We start from the raw sequence: 21,347 nt of genomic DNA on the forward strand, positions 1-21,347 counted from the left end.
CAGGGAACTGCGCCGTTTTTACGATTGGTTTTTGCTTATTTACATATCTTTTATTCCAATACAAGAATATTCACGTCTTTGTTTTTCAGCCAGCCGGCATCTCTCAGTTTCTGTAAGTTAATCGTACCTACCACATAACGCCATTCTGTTGATTCATACTTCTCAGAGATGTTGAAGAACTGTGTCAGATCTACCTGGTCGGGTGTTTTGTAACGCAGGTATACTTTCAGTTTTACATCATTGGTGAAGGTAGGCTGGTTGTTTTGTTTGATCTTTTTGTACTCGTAGCGATAGTTGTACACCAGTGCAGAAATATCGGATAACACGGCACTACCGGTTGCGGTACCGCCTGCGCCTTTACCAACAAAGAATTGTTTATCGGTGAAAGCACTTTCCAGCAGGATACCATTGTACTCGTTGTATACATCGTAGAGCAGGTTGTGTTCTTTGATGAGGTGCGGCAATACATAAGAAAATACATGACCGTTCTGACGGCGGCATTGCGCAATCAGTTTAATGGTACAATTTCTTTGTTTGGCAAATTGTATATCGAAATCATTCAGGTGATGAATACCGAAGTTGAACACTTCTTCCGGTTTCACGAAGGTGCCGAAAGCATGCAGCAACAGGATAACGATTTTAAATTTCGGATCGTATCCTTCGATGTCGAGGGTAGGATCTGTTTCAGCAAAACCCAGATCCTGTGCCTGTTGCAGGGCGGTATCGAAGCTGAGGTTTTCTTCAAATATTTTAGTAAGAATATAGTTCGTAGAGCCGTTACAGATACCTTCTACAGCATTGAGCAGGTCATTGTCATAATATTCTTCCAGGTTGCGGATAATGGGAATACTGGCGCAGCTGGACGCTTCATACAGGAATGGAACTTTATTTTCTGCCTGTAGTTGATAGAGGGCGGGCAGGTTTTCCGCGATCATGCGTTTGCTGGCGCTTACTACTGCTTTACCATTGCGGAGCGCAGTGCTCACAATTTCAAAAGCAGCTTCTGTTTCGTTGATCAGTTCTACTACTACGTCAATGGTAGGATCTTCGAGGATTTCATTTTTATCTGTTGTAAAATAACTGCTATCGATAGGTCTTGATTTATTGGGGTCTTTAATACAGATTTTTTTGATCCTTGCATTAATACCTTTTGTTCTGTTCAAAACTTCATAGAGTCCTTGTCCTACGACACCGAAACCGAAAATACCTAAATTGATGGTCTTGTTTTCCATACTTTTTTTTGAGCTTTCCGCCTGCAGCAGTTAGTCTTTCGCAATGCAGAGTTGATCAGGCTCCGGATGGCGGAAGTGGTGGTAACCACTGAAGGCTATTGTAAAACAGTAATTTGCTTGCCTGCCGGATGGTTTAATTTATCCAGCGCCTGTTTCAGGTCGTTGATCAGGTCATCGGCATCTTCGATACCTACTGATAAACGGATGCAGGAATCCTGCAGACCTGTTTTTTTCCGGAATTCTTCCGGTATGTTGCGATGCGTCATGGTGGCCGGATGGGCCAGCATACTCTTCACGCCGCCGAAGCTTTCAGCGAGCTTAAACAGTTTGGTCGCGTTTACGATACGGATCGCGTTTTTGATATTGTCGCTTTTCAGGGAAAAGCTCACCAGTGCGCCATAATTTTTCTGTTGTTTACGGGCGATGTGGTGGTTTTTATGTGTGGCCAGTCCGGGGTAGAATACTTTATCTACTGCGGGATGTGCCGCCAGCCAGTTAGCTACGGCGCTGGCATTGCTGCATTGTTTTTCCAGCCGCAGGTATAATGTTTCGATACCGCGTATGGTGAGCCAGGCTTCAAACGGGCTGAGGATACTACCTGAAATATTCTGGTTGTACCGGATCTGGTCTGCCAGTGCTTTTGAGTTCACTACCACCAGGCCGGCGATGACGTCGCAGTGGCCTGCCAGGTATTTGGAAGCGCTGTGGATCACGAGATCTGCACCCAGCGTTAAAGGTTGTTGCAGTAAAGGTGTACTGAAGGTATTGTCTACCGCCAGGAGGATATTATGTTGTTTGGCGATTTTGCTGATAGATTTAATATCAGAAACGCGCAAAGTCGGATTGGTAGGCGATTCCAGCCAGATGATCTTTGTATTGGGCGTAATGGCTGCCAGTACTTTATCGAGGTTGCTGGTATCCACAAAATTCACTTTGATACCAAAGCGTTCAAACATGTGGTTAAAGATCTGGAAGATACCGCCGTAAGTGTCTTCCACGGCCATGATTTCATCGCCGGTTTTCAACAGCTTCAGTACTGCATCAATGGCCGACATGCCGCTGGCAAACGCAAATCCGGCAAACCCTTCTTCCAGGTTGCAGATCAGGTCTTCCAGCACTTTTCTCGTGGGGTTGTTTGCCCGCGAAAACTCAAAGCCTTTATTGATGCCGGGTGATTCCTGCACAAAGGTGGATGTTTGATAGATAGGCACAGAAATGGCGCCTGTCAGTTCGTCTACCGGAATGCTATGAATCAGTTGTGTAGCTGTTTTCATGTTATTAGTTAGGTTTAATGATGTTCAATGTGCACAATTGCCTACTGCAACTTTATCATTAAAGATCAACTTAAACAACAACAAATCCATGAAAGGTGGTGAGGAGGGGGCATAAAAAAAGCTCTCCCGTATGTTGGAAGAGCTCCTTTAGAAAGTTATATATATCTGTGAAGTATTATCTCTGCCAACTTATCTTTCCCCGATTCGCACCGGGGCAGGAATTAGCACCTTTTTCCTGATAAAATAATCAGGAAAGGTTGCTAAGGCATCGCAGGGCCAAGTCCCTCCGCCTTTCTGGATAAGTGATGTGTAAGAACTGGCGCAAAGGTAATATCACTTTCATCAGATTTCCAAATTGGAGTTGGAATTTATTTATTAAATGATGTTTTATTACCTTTAGATGATATTATTTTGTTACCCAACCATGTCTTTATGTTTGTTAACCCGTTGCTCTCAGAAGAGCTGTTCCAGCATATCTGGGCTTTCCGGCTGTTTAAGCAGGACCAACTGACTACCACCGGCGGAGAGCCGGTACAGATCCTTTATCCCGGGTTGTGGAATCACCACGGAGGCCCTGATTTTTCGGCGGCGAAGATCCGGATCGGCACTACTTTATGGGCGGGCCAGGTGGAGTTACATCTCCGTACGTCCGACTGGTTCCGGCATGGGCACCAGCACAATCCGCAGTACGGGCGTATTATCCTGCACGTGGTGTTCATTCATGATATGCCTGCCGTACAGATAGAGGAAGCGCCCTGCCTGGAGTTGCAGCAGCATATTCCGAAGCTGTTGTTGCAGCGGTATGAGCAGTTGCGGCAGTTGTCGCCCTTTGTACCCTGCGCGGCGCATGCACCGCAGGTGCCGGCGCTCACCTGGCTTAGCTGGAAAGAACGGCTGCTGGCGGAGCGCTGGGAGCGTAAAATCAGCAGCCTGCGGGCCTGGTTGCGGCATACCCGGTACAACTGGGAAGAGGTGTGCTACTGGGCGGTGGCACAGAGTTATGCCACCCCGGTCAATGCCCTGCCCTTCCTGCAGCTGGTGCAGTCGCTGCCCTATAAAACACTGCTGCGTTGCCGGCACCAGTTACTGCAACTGGAAGCCCTCTTGTTTGGCCAGGCCGGTATGCTGGAGGCGGTATTTACCGACGATTATGCGTTGCAGTTACAGCAGCTGTATGCGCACCTGCGGCATAAATTCCGGCTCAGTCCTATGGCGTCTCATCAGTGGAACTGGCTGCGTATGCGTCCTGCGGCCTTTCCCACTATACGGCTGGCAGCTTTTGCGACCTTGCTCCAGCAGCGCCCGCAGTTATTTGCCACTTTGCTGGAAGCCACTGATGTTACGGCGCTGGAACAGCTGTTTTTCGTGCAGCCGTCGGCGTACTGGCATACGCATTACCGCTTCGGCCGGCCGGTGGCGCGTACCCAACGCCCCGGGAAACAGGCCGTGCAGGGCATTCTGATCAACACGGTATTGCCGTTGCTGTTTCTGTACGGTCAGGATAAGAACCTGAAATATTACCAGGAGAAAGCGCTTTATTTTTTGCAGCAGTTACCGGCGGAGAAGAACCATATTACCAACAGCTGGCATGCGATGGGCATTTCGCAGGAGAGCGCCATGGAGTCGCAGGCATTGTTGCAGCTGAAACAGTACTACTGTGATGAGAAGCGTTGCCTGCATTGCGCAATAGGGGTGAAGATACTGAGTGGGAACTAAGAAAGACGCGCCTCCGTGGATTGCCAGGGAAAAGGACTGTTGGAATGTACCTGTACCAGTCTTTTTCCCGGACAATCGCCGGAGGCGCTCCCTTCGCTTACCAGTTAAAAGTTACATCCTGCACCAGGTCCGGATGCACACTCTGCGCCACGGGGCAGGTATGTGCTGCTCTTTCCAGGATGGTTCTTTCCTTTTCGCCCAGGTTATGACCGGCGGGAAAATCGAAAACGATGGTAACGCCGGTAATGCGGCGGGGTTCAGTACCCATGATTTTCTGAACGCTTACTTTGGTGCCTTCAATGGCCCAGTTGTTATCCAGCGCCTTGATGCCCATGATGCTGAGCATGCAGGAACCCAGGGCAGTAGCTACCAGGTCGGTCGGAGAAAACCTCTCGCCTTTACCACGGTTATCCACAGGTGCATCTGTTTCAATAACAGTACCTGATTGCAGGTGGGTGGCAGTGGTTCTCAGCTCGCCGGTATAGATGATGGATGCAGTTTGCATGGCTTTATTTTAAATGATTGATCCGTAAAATTAAATGTATTTTTAGTATAAGTGCAACACGGAAACTGCCAGCGCTGGTAAACTAAAAAAAAATTAGCTACGTTTGTAATATATACATAACAATACCTTTGTTCAAGCGTTTATTTATTATAATAATAGCCCACACTGTGAAAAAAATATACGTAATCCTGTTTTTAGCGACAATATCCGGCGGCTTGTTTGCGCAAACCACCACGAATCAGCAGCAAAGCTCAAAGAAAAGCGAAAAGGAACAGCGTAAGCTGAAAAAGATCTCTATTTTCCGGGAACAGGAAGAGGGCGAGAATGTGTTCCAGCGCGACTTTTCCATGGGCGCCCGGTTGAATACAGACGGATGGTCAGGCTTTGCAGAGTTGGGATACCGTAAGTCCAGGAAAAAAGTGAATTATTTCCAGTTTGAGTTCGGAGAGAAGAAAAGCAACAAGGAAGTAAAGGTAAACAGCGGCTATGCCTTTACCCAACGCCCTTATATATACGGTAAACAGAACAATTTTTACCAGGCGAAACTGGGTGTAGGTCAGCGTTACCTCATTGGTGGTAAAGCCAATAAGAACGGGGTAGAAGTGGATGCGGTGTACTATGGTGGCCTGTCTCTCGGTTTATTAAAGCCTTATTATCTGAACCTGGAGAACGACAACGGACAAAATGTGGATATCAAATACAGCCCGGAGAACGCAGACCTGTTCCTGAACAAGGACAAGATCAATGGCGCCGGAGGTTTTGGTAAAGGCTGGAATAATCTTAGTGTGGTACCGGGTTTACACGCCAAACTGGGCATGCGGTTCGACTGGGCCCATTTCAACGAGGTGGTGAGCGCCCTGGAAATAGGTGTGAATGCAGAATACTATACCAAAAAGATCCCTATTATGGTGGTAGCCGATGGCGTTGATCATAATAAACAGTTCTTTTTTAATGCATATGTAGGCATCCAATTCGGGAAGCGCTGGAATAAGAGATAAGTATTAACTTTGCTCTTCTAAAGAAAGGAATAAGCGATGCAAGAACTACCCGTAATAGCCGCCGAACCGGCTACAACAAGAGTAAAAAAGCCAGACTGGCTGCGCGTTAAGTTACCAATAGGCGAGAACTATAAGCAGGTGAGAAGCCTGGTAGATACCCATAAATTACATACGATCTGTGAAAGTGGTAACTGCCCGAATATGGGCGAGTGCTGGGGTGCCGGTACCGCTACTTTCATGATCCTTGGAAATATCTGTACCCGTAGCTGCGGTTTTTGCGCCGTAGCCACCGGCCGCCCGGAAGCGGTGGACTTTGATGAACCACAACGCGTAGCAGAAGCGATTTACCTGATGAAAGTAAAACATGCCGTTATCACCTCTGTAGACAGAGATGAACTGAAAGACGGCGGTTCTATCATCTGGGCAAATACCATTAACGCAGTAAGGGCATTAAACCCCGAAACGACTATGGAAACACTGATCCCGGATTTCCGTGGCCAGTGGGAAAACCTCCAGCGTATTATCGATGTGGCGCCTGAAATTGTATCCCATAACCTGGAAACGGTAGAACGTTTAACCAAACAGGTGAGGATACAGGCAAAATATCACCGCAGCCTCGAAGTGATCCGCCGCCTGAAAGAAGGTGGTATGCGTACGAAGAGCGGTATCATGCTCGGTTTAGGGGAAACAAAGGAAGAAGTGGTACAAGCCATGCAGGACCTGTATGACAACGGTTGCGATGTAGTAACGCTGGGTCAGTACCTGCAGCCTACACCAAAACATCTGCCGGTAGCACGCTTCGTTCACCCCGATGAATTTGCAGAATTACGCGAGATAGGTTACAACATGGGACTCGACTACGTAGAGTCCGGACCGTTAGTAAGATCTTCCTATCACGCAGAAAAACATATTGTCAGCGGTCGGAATAAAGGATGACCGGAACTGATTTTCACTTAATTGTTAAAATCCACCCAAAAGGGTGGATTTTTGTTTTCATAACGTTATCTTAGCGCCCGAATTCATTTTACCTAGCAACAGACAATCATTTGTTGTTCAACCTACTTCGCAGTTATACGTTGTTTTCAGATCCTGGGACTACCCTTGAAACCGTGCAGTTAAAGTTTCAGCCGATTTTGAATAAGCAACTCTCTAATCAACCTACCTGTTTGCTGTAACAAGATTACAGCCTGACATGTTTTTGCGGCAATTAAAAATGTTGTGGTGAATAACGCTATAACTAATACGGGATAGTAATGCTATGCCATGAAAAACGCCAACGCCTTTTTTATGCACATTATTTTCTTTCGATTGGTACAATGATGAACTGAATGTCAAAAGCCTTTTATGAAAAGAGCATTTTATTTGTTGGCTGTGGCTTGTGGGTTGTTTCTCTCCCCGCAGGTATTTGCACAGCAATCTACGGACTCTCTGTTAACCAGTGCTACCTTGCAGGAATGCGTCAGGTACGCCCTTTCTCATCAGCCGGTCATCAGACAATCGCTTATCGATGAAGCGATCACCGACAGAACAGTGAAAAGTAAACTGGCCGACTGGTATCCGCAGATTAACCTGGATTATAATATCCAGCATTATCTCGAACTGCCCACATCTATTTTTGGTGGTAATCCTACCAAAGTAGGGGTGGCGAATACATCTACCGCGCAGTTCGGACTCAATCAGAACCTCTTTACCCGCGATCTGTTGCTGGCCACAAATACGGCCAGGGATGTACGAAAACAGAGTCATCAGACCACTGCCCGCAACCAGATCGACCTGGTAGCAGACGTGAGCAAGGCCTATTATGATGTACTCCTCACTACAGAACAGATCAAAGTACTGAGCGAAGATATTACCCGCCTGGAACGTAGTCTGAAAGATGCGAACAACCAGTACGCCAGTGGTATCGTAGATAAAACAGATGCCAAGCGCGCTACCATCTCCCTCAACAATGCAAAGGCGCAGCAGAAATCTGCGCGTGAACTGCTCACCGCAAAACAGGCTTACCTGAAGCAATTGATGGGATACCCGCTGAACAGCGGCGATGTACCGCTTACTTCTGATTCTTCTTCCGTTGCCGCACAGGTTACCGGAGAAGATACCCTGCTCACGGCTGATTATAAAAACCGTATCGAGTACCAGTTGCTCGAAACGCAGCAGAGCTTGCAGCAGGCAAATCTGAAGTATAACAAATGGAGCTATCTGCCCACCTTGTCCGCATTTATCAACTACTCTTTTGCTTACCAGAATGAGCAGTTGAGCAAGTTGTACAGCACCGATTATCCGACCTCATTACTGGGATTGAAATTATCACTTCCCATCTTCCAGGGAGGAAAAAGAGTGCATAACATCCGCATGGCAGAACTACAGATCCAGCGGCTGCAATGGGATTTCTCGGCGTTGAGAAGCCAGATCAATTCCCAGTACGCACAGGCCATGGCCACCTACAAAAGTAACTACAACGACTATCTGACATTGAAAGAGAATGTGCAGATGGCCAAGGATGTATATGATATGTTGCAGTTGCAGTATAAGGAAGGGATCAAAACCTATCTCGATGTACTGGTATCTGAAACAGAACTGCGCTCTGCGCAACTGAATTTTTATAATTCCATGTATCAGGTATTATCCAGCCGGATAGACCTGCAAAAAGCATTAGGAACCTTAACCGCTAATTATTAAATGGTAACCGGAACGGATATGAAAAAAATGAACAATATTGTCTTAATCAGCGCTGCCAGTATCCTGGGCTTTACTGCCTGTAAAGGTCCCGCCCAGAAGGGAATGCCCGCTATGCCCCCTACACCGGTAAATGTTACGGAGGCATCCGTAGCACCGGCCGTTTATTATGATAAATATCCAGCCACTGTAGTAGCATTGAACCAGGTGGAATTGCGTTCCCAGGTATCCGGTTTTATTACCGGTATCTTCTTTAAAGAAGGGGAAGTGGTGCAGAAAGGAAAGCCGCTGTATGAAATAGACCGCCGTAAGTATGAAGCGGCCTATCTGCAGGCGCAGGCAAATGTGGCCAGTGCAAAAGCCACTTTCGACAGAGCCAAGAAAGATGACGACCGTTACCAGCGCCTGGCCGACCAGGATGCAGTAGCCCGTCAGATCCTCGATAATGCCAAAGCTACCCTGGAAACTTCCCGTAGCCAGCTGGCAGCAGCAGAAGCCAGCCTGGCGTCTGTTCGCACCGATCTGGATTATTCTCTCATCAAAGCACCGTTTACCGGCCGCATTGGTATTTCCCAGGTGAAACTGGGCGCCCAGGTGAGCCCCGGTACCACCCTGCTTAATACCATCTCCAGCGAAAATCCGATAGGGGTTGATTTTGTGGTAACAGAAAATGATATCTCCCGCTTTGCAGCCATGCAGGGCAATGGTAACGGCAGCGACTCTACGTTCCGTTTACAATTGTCTGATGGCACCGAGTTCGTACATGCCGGTAAAATCCTGGCCATTGATCGTGGCGTGGATAACCAGACCGGTACCATCCGCGTACGTATTGAATTCAATAACCCGGACGACCGCCTGAAAGATGGTATGAGCTGTGTACTGCGTGTATTGAATGAGCAGTCCGGCGAAAGACTGATCATCCCTTACAAAGCCATTACAGAGCAGATGGGTGAATACTTTGTATTTATTGCAAAAGATACCGTAGCCGCACAGCAGAAAGTACACCTGGGCCCGAAGATCGGCGACAGGATCGTGATCATGGACGGCGTACAGGCAGGCGATAAAGTGATCGTCGAAGGCTTCCAGCGCTTACGCGATGGCGGCAAAATACAGATAGGAATACCAGCCGCCCCAGCAGGCGCGCCGGCGAAGAAATAGTTTATCAGTTGAATCAATAGCAGCAGATCATGATTGCAGATACTTTTATTAAACGACCCGTAACGGCTATAGTTATCTCTATAGTACTGGTACTGGTGGGGATATTGGCGATGATGAACCTGGCCGTAGGCCAGTATCCGGAGATTTCACCCCCCACCGTACAGGTAACAGGTACCTACACCGGTGCGGATGCACAAACGGTGGAACAAACCGTAGCCACACCCGTGGAAGTGCAGGTGAATGGTACGCCAGGCATGACCTATATCAATACCAACAATACCAGCAGTGGTCAGATGAGTATGACGGTGAACTTTGAAGTAGGCACCGACATCAACATCGCCGCACTGGATGTGCAGAACCGCGTAGGGATTGCGCAACCCACCCTGCCACAGGAAGTACAGCGTTTAGGGCTCACCGTTAGAAAACGTAACCCCAGCATCCTGATGCTGGTAGCCCTGTATTCTCCCAAAGGCACACACGACATTACCTTCCTGGATAACTACACCAACGTATATGTAAAAGATGCGTTGCTGAGAGCAAAAGGAGTTGGTGATATCTTTACCCGTGCAGATGATTTCAGTATGCGTATCTGGCTGAAGCCCGATAAGCTGGCGGAAATGGGCGTGAGCGCCGATGATATCCGCGCAGCCCTGGCTGAACAGAATGCGCAGATCACCGCAGGTTCCGTAGGTGCCCCTCCGCAACAAACCGGGCAGACTTTTGAGTACAACATCTTTACAAAAGGACGTTTATCCACACCGGAAGAATTCGGACAGATCGTGGTGAAAACCCGTCCTTCCGACGGATCACTGGTATACCTGAAAGATGTAGCCCGTATCCAGCTGGGTAAATTCAACTACTCCGGTAACAACTTCGTAGATGGTAAACGTGCCGCTTACCTCCTGGTATACCAGGCGCCGGGCAGCAACGCCCTGGAAACAGCGGCCAACGTAACCGAAGCGATGGAACAGCTGAAGAAGCAGTTCCCGCAGGATGTGGATTACGTAGTACCATTTGAATCCGTATCCGTGGTGAAAGTGTCTATCGAAGAAGTGATACACACCCTCGTGGAAGCACTGATCCTGGTAGTGATCGTGGTGTTCCTGTTCTTACAGAGCTGGCGCGCTACGCTGATCCCCGTACTGGCGATTCCGGTATCCATCATTGCTACGTTTATCTTCTTTATCCCACTCGGGTTTACCATCAACACCCTTACGCTGTTCGGTTTCGTACTGGCTATCGGTATCGTGGTGGATGATGCCATCGTGGTGGTGGAAGCGGTACAGCATAATATTGATCACGAGAAAATGTCGCCGAAGGATGCTACCGCACTGGCCATGAAAGAGATTTCCGGGCCGGTAATCGCGATTGCACTGATCCTGGCTGCGGTGTTTGTACCGGTAGGATTTATACCTGGTATCGTAGGTCGTTTGTACCAGCAGTTTGCGATTACCATTGCCATCTCTGTAATGATCTCCGCTTTTGTGGCGTTGTCATTAACACCGGCATTGTGTATCCTGTTGCTGAAACCTATGCACCTGGATAAGGATTCCAAAGGCCTGAACAAGTTCTTCTTTAAATTCAACCGTTGGTTCGGACATACTACTTCCCGTTATTCTATGGGTGTGAAGAAAAGTATCCGTTACTTCCGCTTTGCCATGGTGATCCTGGTCTGCATTTTCGTAGGTACGATGATGTTATTCAAAGGCAAACCCACCGGCTTTATTCCTACGGAAGATGAAGGCCGTCTGATCATTACTTTCGATCTGCCGGAGTCTTCTTCTACAGAACGTACCGTGGATGTAATGACGCATATGATGAAGGACCTCGACAAAGTAGACGGTATTGCGCACTATGCAGCACTGGGTGGTTTGAACGCGGTGAGTTTCGCGACCAAATCCAACAGTGGTACGATCTTCTGTTCCCTGAAGCCATGGGCCGACCGTAAGGCCGATTCCCTGCAGATCACTGCCATGGTGGCCAAGGTACGACAGGTACTCAGCAAGTATAAAGAAGCCAATACTGTTGTGATTCAGCCGCCGGCTATTCCGGGTCTGGGACAAACTGCCGGTTTTTCTTTTGTGTTACAACAAAAAGGCGCCGGTGAAATCAAGGCTTTTGAAGGCGTGTTGCAGAACTTCCTCGCAGCGGCCAACAAACGTCCGGAAATTGCGCAGGCATTTTCCTTCTTCACCGCCCGTACCCCTGGTTACCAGCTGGATATAGATAGGGAGAAGGCGAAGAAAATGGGTGTGAAGATTTCGGACATTGCTTCTACTTTACAAACCTATATGGGTAGTGCGTATATCAACGATTTCACCATCTATGGCCGTAACTTCCGTGTGGTAACACAGGCGGATTCTACCTACAGAGGTGATATCAAAAACCTGAGCCAGTTATTTGTGCGTAATTCCGCTGGTTCCATGGTACCGTTGAGTACCCTCACTTCCTATAAAGTGATAGAAACCGCACCGGTAATTTCTCACTACAACCTGTTCCGTTCTGCGGAAATAAATGGTGGTCCGGCGCCGGGCTATAGTAGTGGTGATGCCATTAATGCACTGAAAGAAGTGGCGGCAGAAACATTACCCGACGGATATGGTTATGAGTTCTCCGGTCTGAGCCGCGAGGAACTTCTTTCCGGCTCCAAAACGGTGTACATTTTTGCCTTGTCTATCATCTTTGTATTCCTGTTCCTGGCTGCACTGTACGAGAGCTGGTCTGTACCGTTCTCCGTACTCCTGGCAGTGCCTATCGGCGCCTTTGGGGCCATTACGGTGCTGACCTTCCTGCCTAAGCTGAGTAACAACGTATATGCGCAGATCGGTTTGATTACCCTGATTGGTTTGTCGGCCAAGAATGCGATCCTGATCGTGGAATTTGCGAAAGAACGTGTGGACAGAGGTATGGACCTGGTAACAGCCGCCGTGGAAGCAGCCAAGCTGCGTTTACGTCCTATTATCATGACCTCCCTGGCCTTCCTGCTGGGTATCCTGCCACTGGTATTTTCCTCCGGCGCAGGTGCGGAAGCACGTAAAACCATGGGTTGGACTGTATTAGGTGGTATGTTTACCGCTACCTTCCTGGCCATCTTTATTGTGCCGGTATTGTATGTGGTGATCACCCGCCTGGCTTACGGTAAAGAGAAACTGCGTAAAATGAAAGAGAGCTATCAGGCTGTTCCTGAACATGACGTACAGGGAAGATTATAAAAGAGAAGGGTTTATAATTGTACATACACAGAGAGGCGTTGCGAAAGCAGCGCCTTCTTTGTTTTTATTCGGGAAGAATCCGTTTGCCATCCTTATCAAAATGACGGGTCAGTTCCCATTCCGTATCTCCCACGAGATACATGGTACCTGCTACTACAGCGCCCACGGTGATATACCAGAACCAATCCGACTGACTGGAAAAGATCAATGCACAGGCAACGCCGGTGGCTAGTAACACCACGCCTACACGCCGGGAAATATAAGCCGCATATTCATTGGCAGAACGCCACATTTCTGGTGTTTTGGTAGATAATACACTGCGGTAGCCATACCAGGATTTCGTGCTTTTTGGGGGAAAGCGATGGATGCAAAATCCCATGAGATAGAAAAGGATACCCGCAAAAATAGCCGCATTACAGTAAGTGGAATGAAAGAAGCTGAGCCACATGGTCCGGGGTTTTGGTTACCATAAGTTACGGAAAAAATGGCATTTGGCAGAAAAAGGTCCGGGGAGGCGCATACCTTATGAAGGCTGCTGTCTCCCCGGACCTGGTATCGATAACGATTAATGCTTTGTGGTATCCGCAGCAGGTTTCTTTTTACCGAATAATCCGTTCAGGGTATTCTTCACGGATTCTCCGGCCTGTTTACCTACATTTTCCAGTGGTTTGCTGCCGGCTGGTTGGGTAGAGTCTTTCTTGCCGCTGAGCTGATTTTTCAGTTCATTCTTCAGGGAATTCACTGCGGTATTTTTGATCTGGTTAAGACTGTCTTTCACCGTATTTTTCACGGTATCAATTTTATTTTTCACCAGTTCCGTAGCCTGTGCTTTCAGGTTATTGGCAGATTCGCGCAGGTCTGTTTTCAGACTTGGCTTCAGGATGTTGCCGGCCATTAACACCTGCAGGTGTACACTGTCGCCCAGGTTGATAGGGATACCTTTGCTTTGTGCCTGTGATGCGAGGTTATTCACCAGCGTGTTACCGGCGGTGCCCATCATGCTGCGTGGCAGCGCGAGTTGCAGGGTGTAATCGAGCGACTGGTCAAAGCCGTGTGAGCCGGCAATATCCATTCGTATACCGTTCACCGTTACCCGGAAAGGATTCACTTTTACACGACCGTTTTCAAACGCGAAATAGTTTTTAATATCACGCAGGGAGAAGTCTTTCAACTGCGACACATTCAGGGTGTTGGCCAATTGATCTACCGGGGCAAACTGTTTGAGGAAACCTTGTACCAGCAGCAGGCTGCCATCTCCCGTAAGGGTACTCAGGTCGGGAGACATATCCTTTCCGAGCTTACCGTGCATGGTTAACTGCGACGTGATTTTACCAGAGAGGAATTTACCGATCGGCATTAATTTCTGTACGGTGTTAAAGGTGTTGAAGGTTTGTTGCACATCCAGGTTCTGTACATCATATGCGAGGTTGATGTCCGGATTCAGTTTGCTGTTTTTAGTGCTGTAGCTACCGTTGATTTCCATGGTGCCTTGCAGGGCATTGGCTTTCAGCTGTTGCATGGTCACGGTTTCATCTTTCACCAGCAGTTTACCACCTACGTTGCTGAGGTCTGCTTTGTCGTAATGTATTTTATCTACATTGGCCTGTAAGGTTAAGTTCAGGTTGGCCGGTACGGCAAATGGCGTAGCGGCGGCAGAATCTTTTTTCGCGGTAGCAGCATCGGTGGCAGTAGAAGGAGTGGTCCCCATCCATTTATCCAGGTTGATGTTGTCTGCTTTGAAATTCAGTTGCCCATCCAGCGGTGCATTTTTAAACGTATAGGCGAGCAGGTTATTCACTTCTCCGTTGGCCTGGAAGTTGGTACCCAGGTATTGTCCGTTGAGATCTTTTACGGTTACGTTTTTAGGATTGAACTGTAAGGAGAGGTTGTTCACTTTTACCCCATCGGGATAGTCCTTGCTTTTATAGAGCATATTGCTCAATTGCAGGGTACCCGCGGCATAGAAGCGATCGTACTGTTGTTTTTCGATAGCGCTCATATTGCCTTTGGCGCTGATATCGGCATCCAGTAAACCGGATAGGTTGGTCCCGGCTTCCAGTTTTACAAACTGGGTAATTTTAGAAAGATCCAGTTTGCCTTTGGCGGCGGCATCCACGTACAGATCAGAGATCGGCGTTTTCACAATCATACGCAGATCCAGTGGGGTATTATCCATCTCCAGGTGGCCGGTAGGCATATCTATAATCGTGTGATCAGGCACGCCATCGGGGTTGCTGATCTTCATGGCGATCTGGATATTTTTTACAGGCTTTGGCAGATCAGGATATTGGAAGAAACCATCTTTTACGGAGAGGTCCAGACCAAAGGCCGGCATCTGGACCGGAGAGTAATTGCCTTTTACGAACCCACCAAAAGCAGCGGTACCACTGGTTTTTATCTTGTCGAAATCTGTTTTATATACAGCAGGCACCAAAGACAGTAAATCTTTAAAGTTGGTAGACGGTGCTTTGAAACTCAGATCCATACCGTAGGTAGAATCGTTGACCAGTTTGAAAAAGCCTTGCAGGGCCAGTTCCAGGTTGTTGAGTGCTGCTTTGCCGTTTTTAAACGTATAGGTATTACTGTTATTATCTACCTGTATATCGGCATCCAGGGAAGTTTTTACCTGGGACAGGTAGGGCACCAGTCCATACCTGAAAGTGATACCGGTGGCATTGGTACTGGTTTGCAGCAGGAACTGATCCTGGGTAAAGTCGCCTTTTCCCTGGTGGTTCAGTCCTGTTACCAGGAGTTCCATATTGCCCTGCCGGTCGTCGTAACTGATCCAGGCGTCTTCGATTTTGTATTGCTGCAGGCTGAGTGCAAACTTGCTTTTGCCGGTATCGGCAGGATTGGCGGCCGTAGTATCCGGTTTGGTGATGTTCCAGTTGGCGGCGCCGTCTTTATTTACAATAGCGTGTATGCGTGGCTGTAAGAGCGCGATATTATAGATCTCCATCTTCTCGCCTTTGATCACGCTCATCAGGTTGAGGGCTACATCTATCTTTTTTACCGCCAGCAGGGTATCAGCGGCAAATTCGCCGGTGCCGGTTACCTGTAAGTCTTCCAGGCCTACTGCCAGTCGCGGAAAGTGACGGAACAAACTGATATCCACGTCTTTAAAATCTACTTTGGCGGTCAGTTGTTTGTTGAGTTCTGATTTTACTTTAGCTACTATCTTGTCTTTGAAGAAATAGGGGATGGCAAAAGCGGCCAGTATCAAGACCACCATTGTGATACCCACAATTTTCAGGATCTTTTTCAGCATAGGTTTATTAATATTTTGGGGGTGAAGATAAGCATATTGTGTAAAGGAGGAAATGTGGGGTGCGGGACCATCTCTGCACTATTTCGTATTTTCGCGGCAATATTCAGCGTATGACACCAGAAAGAAGAGAAAAGTTATTGGCCGTATTAAACAAGCGGCAGGCGAATTTAACCGTAGTGCTGGAGGATGTACAGGATCCCCATAATGTGTCTGCCGTGATGCGTACCTGCGATGCCGTGGGTATACAGGATATTTATATCATCACCTCAAAAGCGCCACGGATCAAGAACTGGGGCCACCGGAGCAGCAGCAGCGCCAAACAATGGCTTACGATACATGATTTCGATAATGCAGCAGATTGTTTTACTGAATTGCGCAAGCACTATGATAAGATCCTGACCACCCACCTGGCAGCAGATGCGGTGAGTTTATACGATATCGATTTTACCGGCTCCGTAGCCCTGGTATTCGGCAATGAACAAAACGGCGTCAGCGATGCTGCCCGTGGCATGGCAGATGGTAATTTCATTATTCCGCAGATGGGTATTATCCGGTCGCTGAATATTTCGGTGGCCTGCGCGGTAAGCATCTATGAAGCCATGCGTCAGAAAAACATAGCCGGCCATTATAACCAAACCGGTTTGCCGGAAGCACAGTACAATACTTTGCTGGAGGAATGGGGTTTTAAAGCAGAAGATCTGGAAGCCGAAAAATAATCACAGTTCATGGGAATAACAGGTACACATTTCGAAACCGTGCCGCCTTTGTCGGATATCGTCAATCACTTTTACGTGATACAATCCGGGCAGAAGGATGCAACTACTGTTGCGCGCCTGTCGCCCAACTATGAAATGATGCTGCTGTTTAACTTTAGCGCCCCAATACGGCTGTCTTTTGCAGCAGCCGTGTTAGATACCACAAAGATGGATAAAGTGGCTGTTTTAGGTCCTTTACGGAAGATGTTGAACTACGAGGTATTACCCGGCACCGATCTGTTGGTCGTTGTGTTTAACCTGGATGGTTTTTACCGCTTATTCCAGGTACCTGTAGATTCGCTGGATGGGGAACAATTACATCATCCGGATGATTTTATGGCGTCGCCGGTATACCAGGAGTTATGGGATGTACTGAAAAGAACGCCCTCTTCCGAAGAACGGGTAGCCATCCTGAAAGACTACATCAATACCGCCACCCATGCTGCGGAAGACGGCGCACAGCCACTGCTGGAAGGAGCAGATTACTTCAACGATCCGCAACTCCAGCCTGCTAAAGCCATCGCCGCTGATGCGGAGCTTTCCGAACGCACCGTACAACTGCGGTTCAAGAAATATGTAGGTTACTCTCCCAAAGAAATGTTGCGCTTCCTGCGTTTCAAACAGGTGATCAACGCTATCGAACATGGCGCAGATGCTTCCATTGATTGGTTTGACCTGATCCATGATTTCGGGTACCATGACCAGAGCCACTTAATCAAAGATTTTCAGCATTACCTGGGTACCACTCCGGAAACGTTTATAAAACAGATAGCAGGCAAGGAATTCTGCACAACGAGGCCCGGTAAGAATTACTAACAGCTTTTCATGTAATTATCATTTCCACAGACAGGGAATCCTGTGCTGTGTACTGACTTATGCTATATACCCTTCCCTGGCAACAGGTTGTATAGCCGATATTCACTTATAGATAAGCCGTATCTTATAGGTGGGGGATATATGGGGCTATAATGGCGGTATACTAGGGCTATACTAGGGCTTATCTGACACTGGTATGACAAAAAAGGGACTTTGTACCCATTTTGGGAAGCGATATAGCCGGGCAAATAAAAGCCCTGAACGGGGTGATTATTCACCTCCGTTCAGGGCACAAAAAAATCCCTGGCTGAAAGGCCAGGGATTCGCATTTATACTTACATAAACCCTTATGCGCTACAAGTAACACAACCTTCTTCCATGGTGCAAACAGCGCCTACGATCATTTCTTCCGGCGCGCTGTTGTTGCCGGTAGCCACCATTGGCTGGATTTGCTGACCACCTTGTTTTTCCACGGTAAACTGTACTGCTTGTGTAGCAGCCTGTGTACGCAGGTAATACATCCCTGTTTTCAAACCTTTCTTCCAGGCGTAGAAGTGCATAGAAGTGAGCTTGGCATTAGTAGGAGTATCTACGAACAGGTTCAGTGACTGCGACTGGCAGATGAAAGCACCGCGGTCGGCTGCCATGTCAATGAGGTTACGTTGTTTGATTTCCCAGACTGTTTTATACAGTTCTTTGATATTTGTTGGTATTTCGGCAATGTTCTGGATAGAGCCATTGTGCGAAATAATTTTAGTTTTCATTTCATTATCCCACAGGCCGAGTTCTACCAGGTCTTTCAACAGGTGTTTGTTTACGATCACAAACTCACCACTCAGTACACGACGGGTGTAGATGTTGGAGGTGTATGGTTCAAAACACTCGTTGTTACCCAGGATCTGGGAGGTAGATGCGGTTGGCATTGGCGCCAGCAGCAGGGAGTTACGGATACCGTCCTTCACGATTGCTTTCTTCAGTTTATCCCAGTTCCAGCGTGCAGAAGGTGTTACATTCCACATATCAAACTGGAGGATACCTTTGGAAGCAGGGGAGCCAGGGAACGTTTCGTAGGCGCCTTCTTTTTTAGCGAGATCGTTGGAAGCGTTTAAGCCGGCGAAGTAGATGGTTTCAAATATTTCGCTGTTCAGTTTTTTCGCTTCATCGCTTTCAAACGGATAACGCATCAGGATAAACGCATCAGCAAGACCTTGTACGCCTAATCCTACAGGGCGGTGGCGCATGTTACTGCGTCTGGCCTCTTCGATAGGGTAGTAGTTATTGTCGATGATTTTATTCAGATTCAGGGTCGCCTGATAGGTTACTTCGTATAATTTATCGTGGTCAAATTTACCATCAATAACGAAGCGGGGCAATGCGAGGGAAGCCAGGTTACACACGGCTACTTCATCCGCATCGGTGTATTCGATGATTTCGGTACACAGGTTGGAGCTCTTGATGGTGCCCAGGTTCTGCTGGTTGGATTTGCGGTTGGCAGAATCTTTATACAGCAGGTAGGGGTTACCGGTTTCGATCTGTGCATCGAGGATGGCAAACCAGAGGTCCTGTGCTTTTACTGTTTTACGGGCACGTCCTTCCTGTTCGTATTGTGCGTACAGGGCTTCGAATTCTTCACCCCAGCATTCGTGCAGTCCTGGTGCTTCGTGCGGGCAGAACAGTGACCAGTCGCCATTTGCTTCCACACGTTTCATGAACAGGTCTGGCATCCAGAGGGCGTAGAAGAGATCGCGTGCGCGCATTTCTTCTTTACCATGGTTCTTACGCAGGTCCAGGAATTCGTAGATGTCGGCATGCCATGGTTCGAGGTAGATGGCAAAAGCGCCTTTACGCTTGCCACCGCCCTGATCTACATAGCGTGCAGTATCGTTGAATACGCGCAGCATAGGAATGATACCATTGGAAGTACCGTTGGTACCGCTGATGTAAGATCCTGTTGCACGGATATTATGAATGCTTAAACCGATACCACCGGCGCTTTGAGAAATCTTAGCGGTTTGTTTCAGGGTATCGTAGATGCCTTCGATGCTGTCGTCCTGCATGGTGAGCAGGAAGCAGGATGACATCTGTGGTTTTGGAGTGCCTGCGTTGAACAGGGTTGGCGTGGCATGTGTAAACCAGCGCTCACTCATCAGGTTATACGTTTTGATGGCAGACTCAATATCTTCTTTGTGAATGCCAACGGAAACGCGCATCAGCATATGCTGCGGACGTTCCTGTATTTTACCGTCTGTTTTCAGCAGGTAAGAGCGCTCCAGGGTTTTGAAACCGAAGTAGTCAAAAGCAAAGTCGCGGTCGTAGATAATGCTGGAATCCAGGAGGTCTGCATTTTTAGTAATGATCTCCCAGATTTCATCAGACAACAGTGCGGCTGATTTACCTGTTTTAGGATCAATATAATCATACAGTTTCTTCATCGTTTTGGAAAACGACTTGATGGTATTCTTGTGCAGGTTACTTACTGCTATGCGGGAAGCCAGCAGGGCGTAATCCGGATGTTTCGTGGTAAGGGAGGCGGCTGTTTCGGCAGCCAGGTTGTCGAGTTCGCTGGTGGTTACACCATCGTACAAACCTTGTATCACTTTTTTGGCAACGTCTATCGCATCTACATATTCCGTATTGAAACCGTAACATAGTTTTTCAATACGCGCAGTGATTTTATCAAACTTCACTGCTTCTTTCCTTCCATCTCTTTTGATTACGAACATGGGTTTGTGAATTTAAGAGGTTAGTAATTCAAAATGTTTTAAAAATCTTCTTCCAGGCTGAATGTCTGTGATTCTTTGGTACCACCCATTACGCCGGATTTCTGGTAATCTCCCACACGTTTTTCAAAGAAGTTGGTCTTACCCTGTAAGGAAATCATTTCCATGAAGTCGAACGGATTAGACGCATTAAATATCTTGGTATAGCCCAGTTCACCGATCCATCTGTCTGCTACAAATTCGATGTATTGCGACATCAGGTCAGCGTTCATACCGATCAGTCCAACCGGGAGGGCTTCTGTGATAAATTCTTTTTCATAGCTCACTGCATCACGGATGATGTTGTGTACCTGTTCTTCACTCAGTTTGTTTTCCAGCATACTGTAGAGCAGGCAGGCGAATTCGCAGTGCAGGCCTTCATCCCGGCTGATCAGTTCGTTGGAGAAGGTTAAGCCGGGCATCAGTCCTCTTTTCTTTAACCAGAAAATGGAGCAGAAGCTACCACTGAAGAAGATACCTTCTACGGCAGCAAAGGCTACGAGGCGCTCTGCGAAAGTGCCGTTTTCAATCCAGCGCAATGCCCATTCTGCTTTTTTCTTTACAGCAGGAACAGTATCGATGGCGTGAAACAGGCGATCTTTTTCTGAAGGATCCTTTACATAGGTATCGATCAGCAATGCATATGTTTCAGAGTGGATGTTTTCCATCATGATCTGGAATCCGTAAAAACAACGGGCTTCCGGAATCTGTACTTCACTCATAAAGTTAACCGCAAGGTTCTCATTGACGATACCGTCACTGGCAGCAAAAAATGCCAGTACATGAGAAATAAAATGACGTTCACCGTCATTCAGGGCTGCCCAGTCTTTCAGGTCACTGCTTAAGTCTATTTCTTCAGCTGTCCAGAAACTCGCTTCGTGTTTTTTGTATTGCTCCCAGATTTTCGGGTATTTGATCGGCAATAGCACAAAACGGTCCTTGTTCTCTTTTAGAAGAATTTCATTCTCGTTACTCATC

General features: G+C 47.7%; 15 protein-coding genes and 1 riboswitch. Of the genes, 8 read left to right on the forward strand and 7 right to left on the reverse strand.

What is annotated here, in order from left to right; translation table 11 throughout:
• Window positions 1-50: 50 nt before the first annotated feature.
• Window positions 51-1,232, reverse strand: a complete 1,182-nt coding sequence (locus BMW79_RS10070) for a homoserine dehydrogenase (RefSeq protein WP_089893984.1) — start codon at window positions 1,230-1,232, stop codon at window positions 51-53.
• Between the two features lie 95 nt (window positions 1,233-1,327).
• The gene (locus tag BMW79_RS10075; protein ID WP_089893986.1) at window positions 1,328-2,506 is read right to left on the reverse strand and encodes a trans-sulfuration enzyme family protein; all 1,179 of its coding nucleotides are present in this window, start codon (window positions 2,504-2,506) and stop codon (window positions 1,328-1,330) included.
• Window positions 2,507-2,692: 186 nt separating this feature from the next.
• Window positions 2,693-2,811, reverse strand: a riboswitch (SAM riboswitch).
• A 127-nt stretch (window positions 2,812-2,938) separates the two neighbouring features.
• Here BMW79_RS10075 and BMW79_RS10080 point away from each other — a divergent pair.
• A complete protein-coding gene (locus tag BMW79_RS10080; RefSeq protein ID WP_089893989.1) occupies window positions 2,939-4,222 on the forward strand; it encodes a DUF2851 family protein in 1,284 nt (427 codons plus the stop codon).
• A 97-nt stretch (window positions 4,223-4,319) separates the two neighbouring features.
• On the opposite strand, the gene BMW79_RS10085 is transcribed toward BMW79_RS10080, so the two are convergent.
• Window positions 4,320-4,727, reverse strand: a complete 408-nt coding sequence (locus tag BMW79_RS10085; RefSeq protein ID WP_089893993.1) for an OsmC family protein — start codon at window positions 4,725-4,727, stop codon at window positions 4,320-4,322.
• A gap of 167 nt (window positions 4,728-4,894) precedes the next feature.
• Between BMW79_RS10085 and BMW79_RS10090 the strand changes: the two genes are divergently transcribed.
• The 5 genes from BMW79_RS10090 (at window position 4,895) to BMW79_RS10110 (ending at window position 12,771) form a co-directional block, all read left to right on the forward strand.
• Complete coding sequence (locus BMW79_RS10090) at window positions 4,895-5,725, forward strand: hypothetical protein (protein WP_089893996.1); 831 nt, start codon at window positions 4,895-4,897, stop codon at window positions 5,723-5,725.
• Between the two features lie 36 nt (window positions 5,726-5,761).
• Window positions 5,762-6,661: a lipoyl synthase gene (lipA, locus tag BMW79_RS10095; protein ID WP_089893999.1), complete on the forward strand. Its 900-nt coding sequence runs from the start codon at window positions 5,762-5,764 to the stop codon at window positions 6,659-6,661.
• Window positions 6,662-7,069: 408 nt separating this feature from the next.
• A complete protein-coding gene (locus BMW79_RS10100; protein WP_089894002.1) occupies window positions 7,070-8,404 on the forward strand; it encodes a TolC family protein in 1,335 nt (444 codons plus the stop codon).
• 18 nt (window positions 8,405-8,422) lie between these two features.
• Window positions 8,423-9,559 carry an efflux RND transporter periplasmic adaptor subunit gene (locus BMW79_RS10105; protein WP_089896855.1) on the forward strand — a complete coding sequence of 379 codons (1,137 nt, stop codon included), beginning with the start codon at window positions 8,423-8,425 and terminating at the stop codon, window positions 9,557-9,559.
• A gap of 29 nt (window positions 9,560-9,588) precedes the next feature.
• Entirely contained in the window at window positions 9,589-12,771 is a 3,183-nt protein-coding gene (locus tag BMW79_RS10110; protein WP_089894005.1) for an efflux RND transporter permease subunit, read from the forward strand.
• A 64-nt stretch (window positions 12,772-12,835) separates the two neighbouring features.
• Here the strand turns inward: BMW79_RS10110 and BMW79_RS10115 are convergent, their stop codons facing one another.
• Window positions 12,836-13,219: an SdpI family protein gene (locus BMW79_RS10115; RefSeq protein ID WP_089894008.1), complete on the reverse strand. Its 384-nt coding sequence runs from the start codon at window positions 13,217-13,219 to the stop codon at window positions 12,836-12,838.
• 117 nt (window positions 13,220-13,336) lie between these two features.
• Entirely contained in the window at window positions 13,337-16,039 is a 2,703-nt protein-coding gene (locus tag BMW79_RS10120; protein WP_089894011.1) for an AsmA family protein, read from the reverse strand.
• 110 nt (window positions 16,040-16,149) lie between these two features.
• On the opposite strand from BMW79_RS10120, the gene BMW79_RS10125 reads away from it, so the two are divergent.
• Together BMW79_RS10125 and BMW79_RS10130 are read left to right on the forward strand one after the other, a co-directional pair.
• Window positions 16,150-16,755: a TrmH family RNA methyltransferase gene (locus BMW79_RS10125; protein WP_089894014.1), complete on the forward strand. Its 606-nt coding sequence runs from the start codon at window positions 16,150-16,152 to the stop codon at window positions 16,753-16,755.
• Between the two features lie 9 nt (window positions 16,756-16,764).
• Window positions 16,765-17,610, forward strand: a complete 846-nt coding sequence (locus BMW79_RS10130; RefSeq protein ID WP_089894017.1) for an AraC family transcriptional regulator — start codon at window positions 16,765-16,767, stop codon at window positions 17,608-17,610.
• A 347-nt stretch (window positions 17,611-17,957) separates the two neighbouring features.
• Here BMW79_RS10130 and BMW79_RS10135 read toward each other — a convergent pair whose 3' ends face one another.
• The gene (locus BMW79_RS10135; RefSeq protein WP_089894020.1) at window positions 17,958-20,333 is read right to left on the reverse strand and encodes a ribonucleoside-diphosphate reductase subunit alpha; all 2,376 of its coding nucleotides are present in this window, start codon (window positions 20,331-20,333) and stop codon (window positions 17,958-17,960) included.
• A gap of 38 nt (window positions 20,334-20,371) precedes the next feature.
• Window positions 20,372-21,346 carry a ribonucleoside-diphosphate reductase small subunit gene (locus tag BMW79_RS10140; RefSeq protein ID WP_089894023.1) on the reverse strand — a complete coding sequence of 325 codons (975 nt, stop codon included), beginning with the start codon at window positions 21,344-21,346 and terminating at the stop codon, window positions 20,372-20,374.
• Window position 21,347 lies beyond the last annotated feature (1 nt).

Source organism: Chitinophaga arvensicola, from assembly GCF_900110835.1.
Lineage (GTDB): Bacteria > Bacteroidota > Bacteroidia > Chitinophagales > Chitinophagaceae > Chitinophaga > Chitinophaga arvensicola.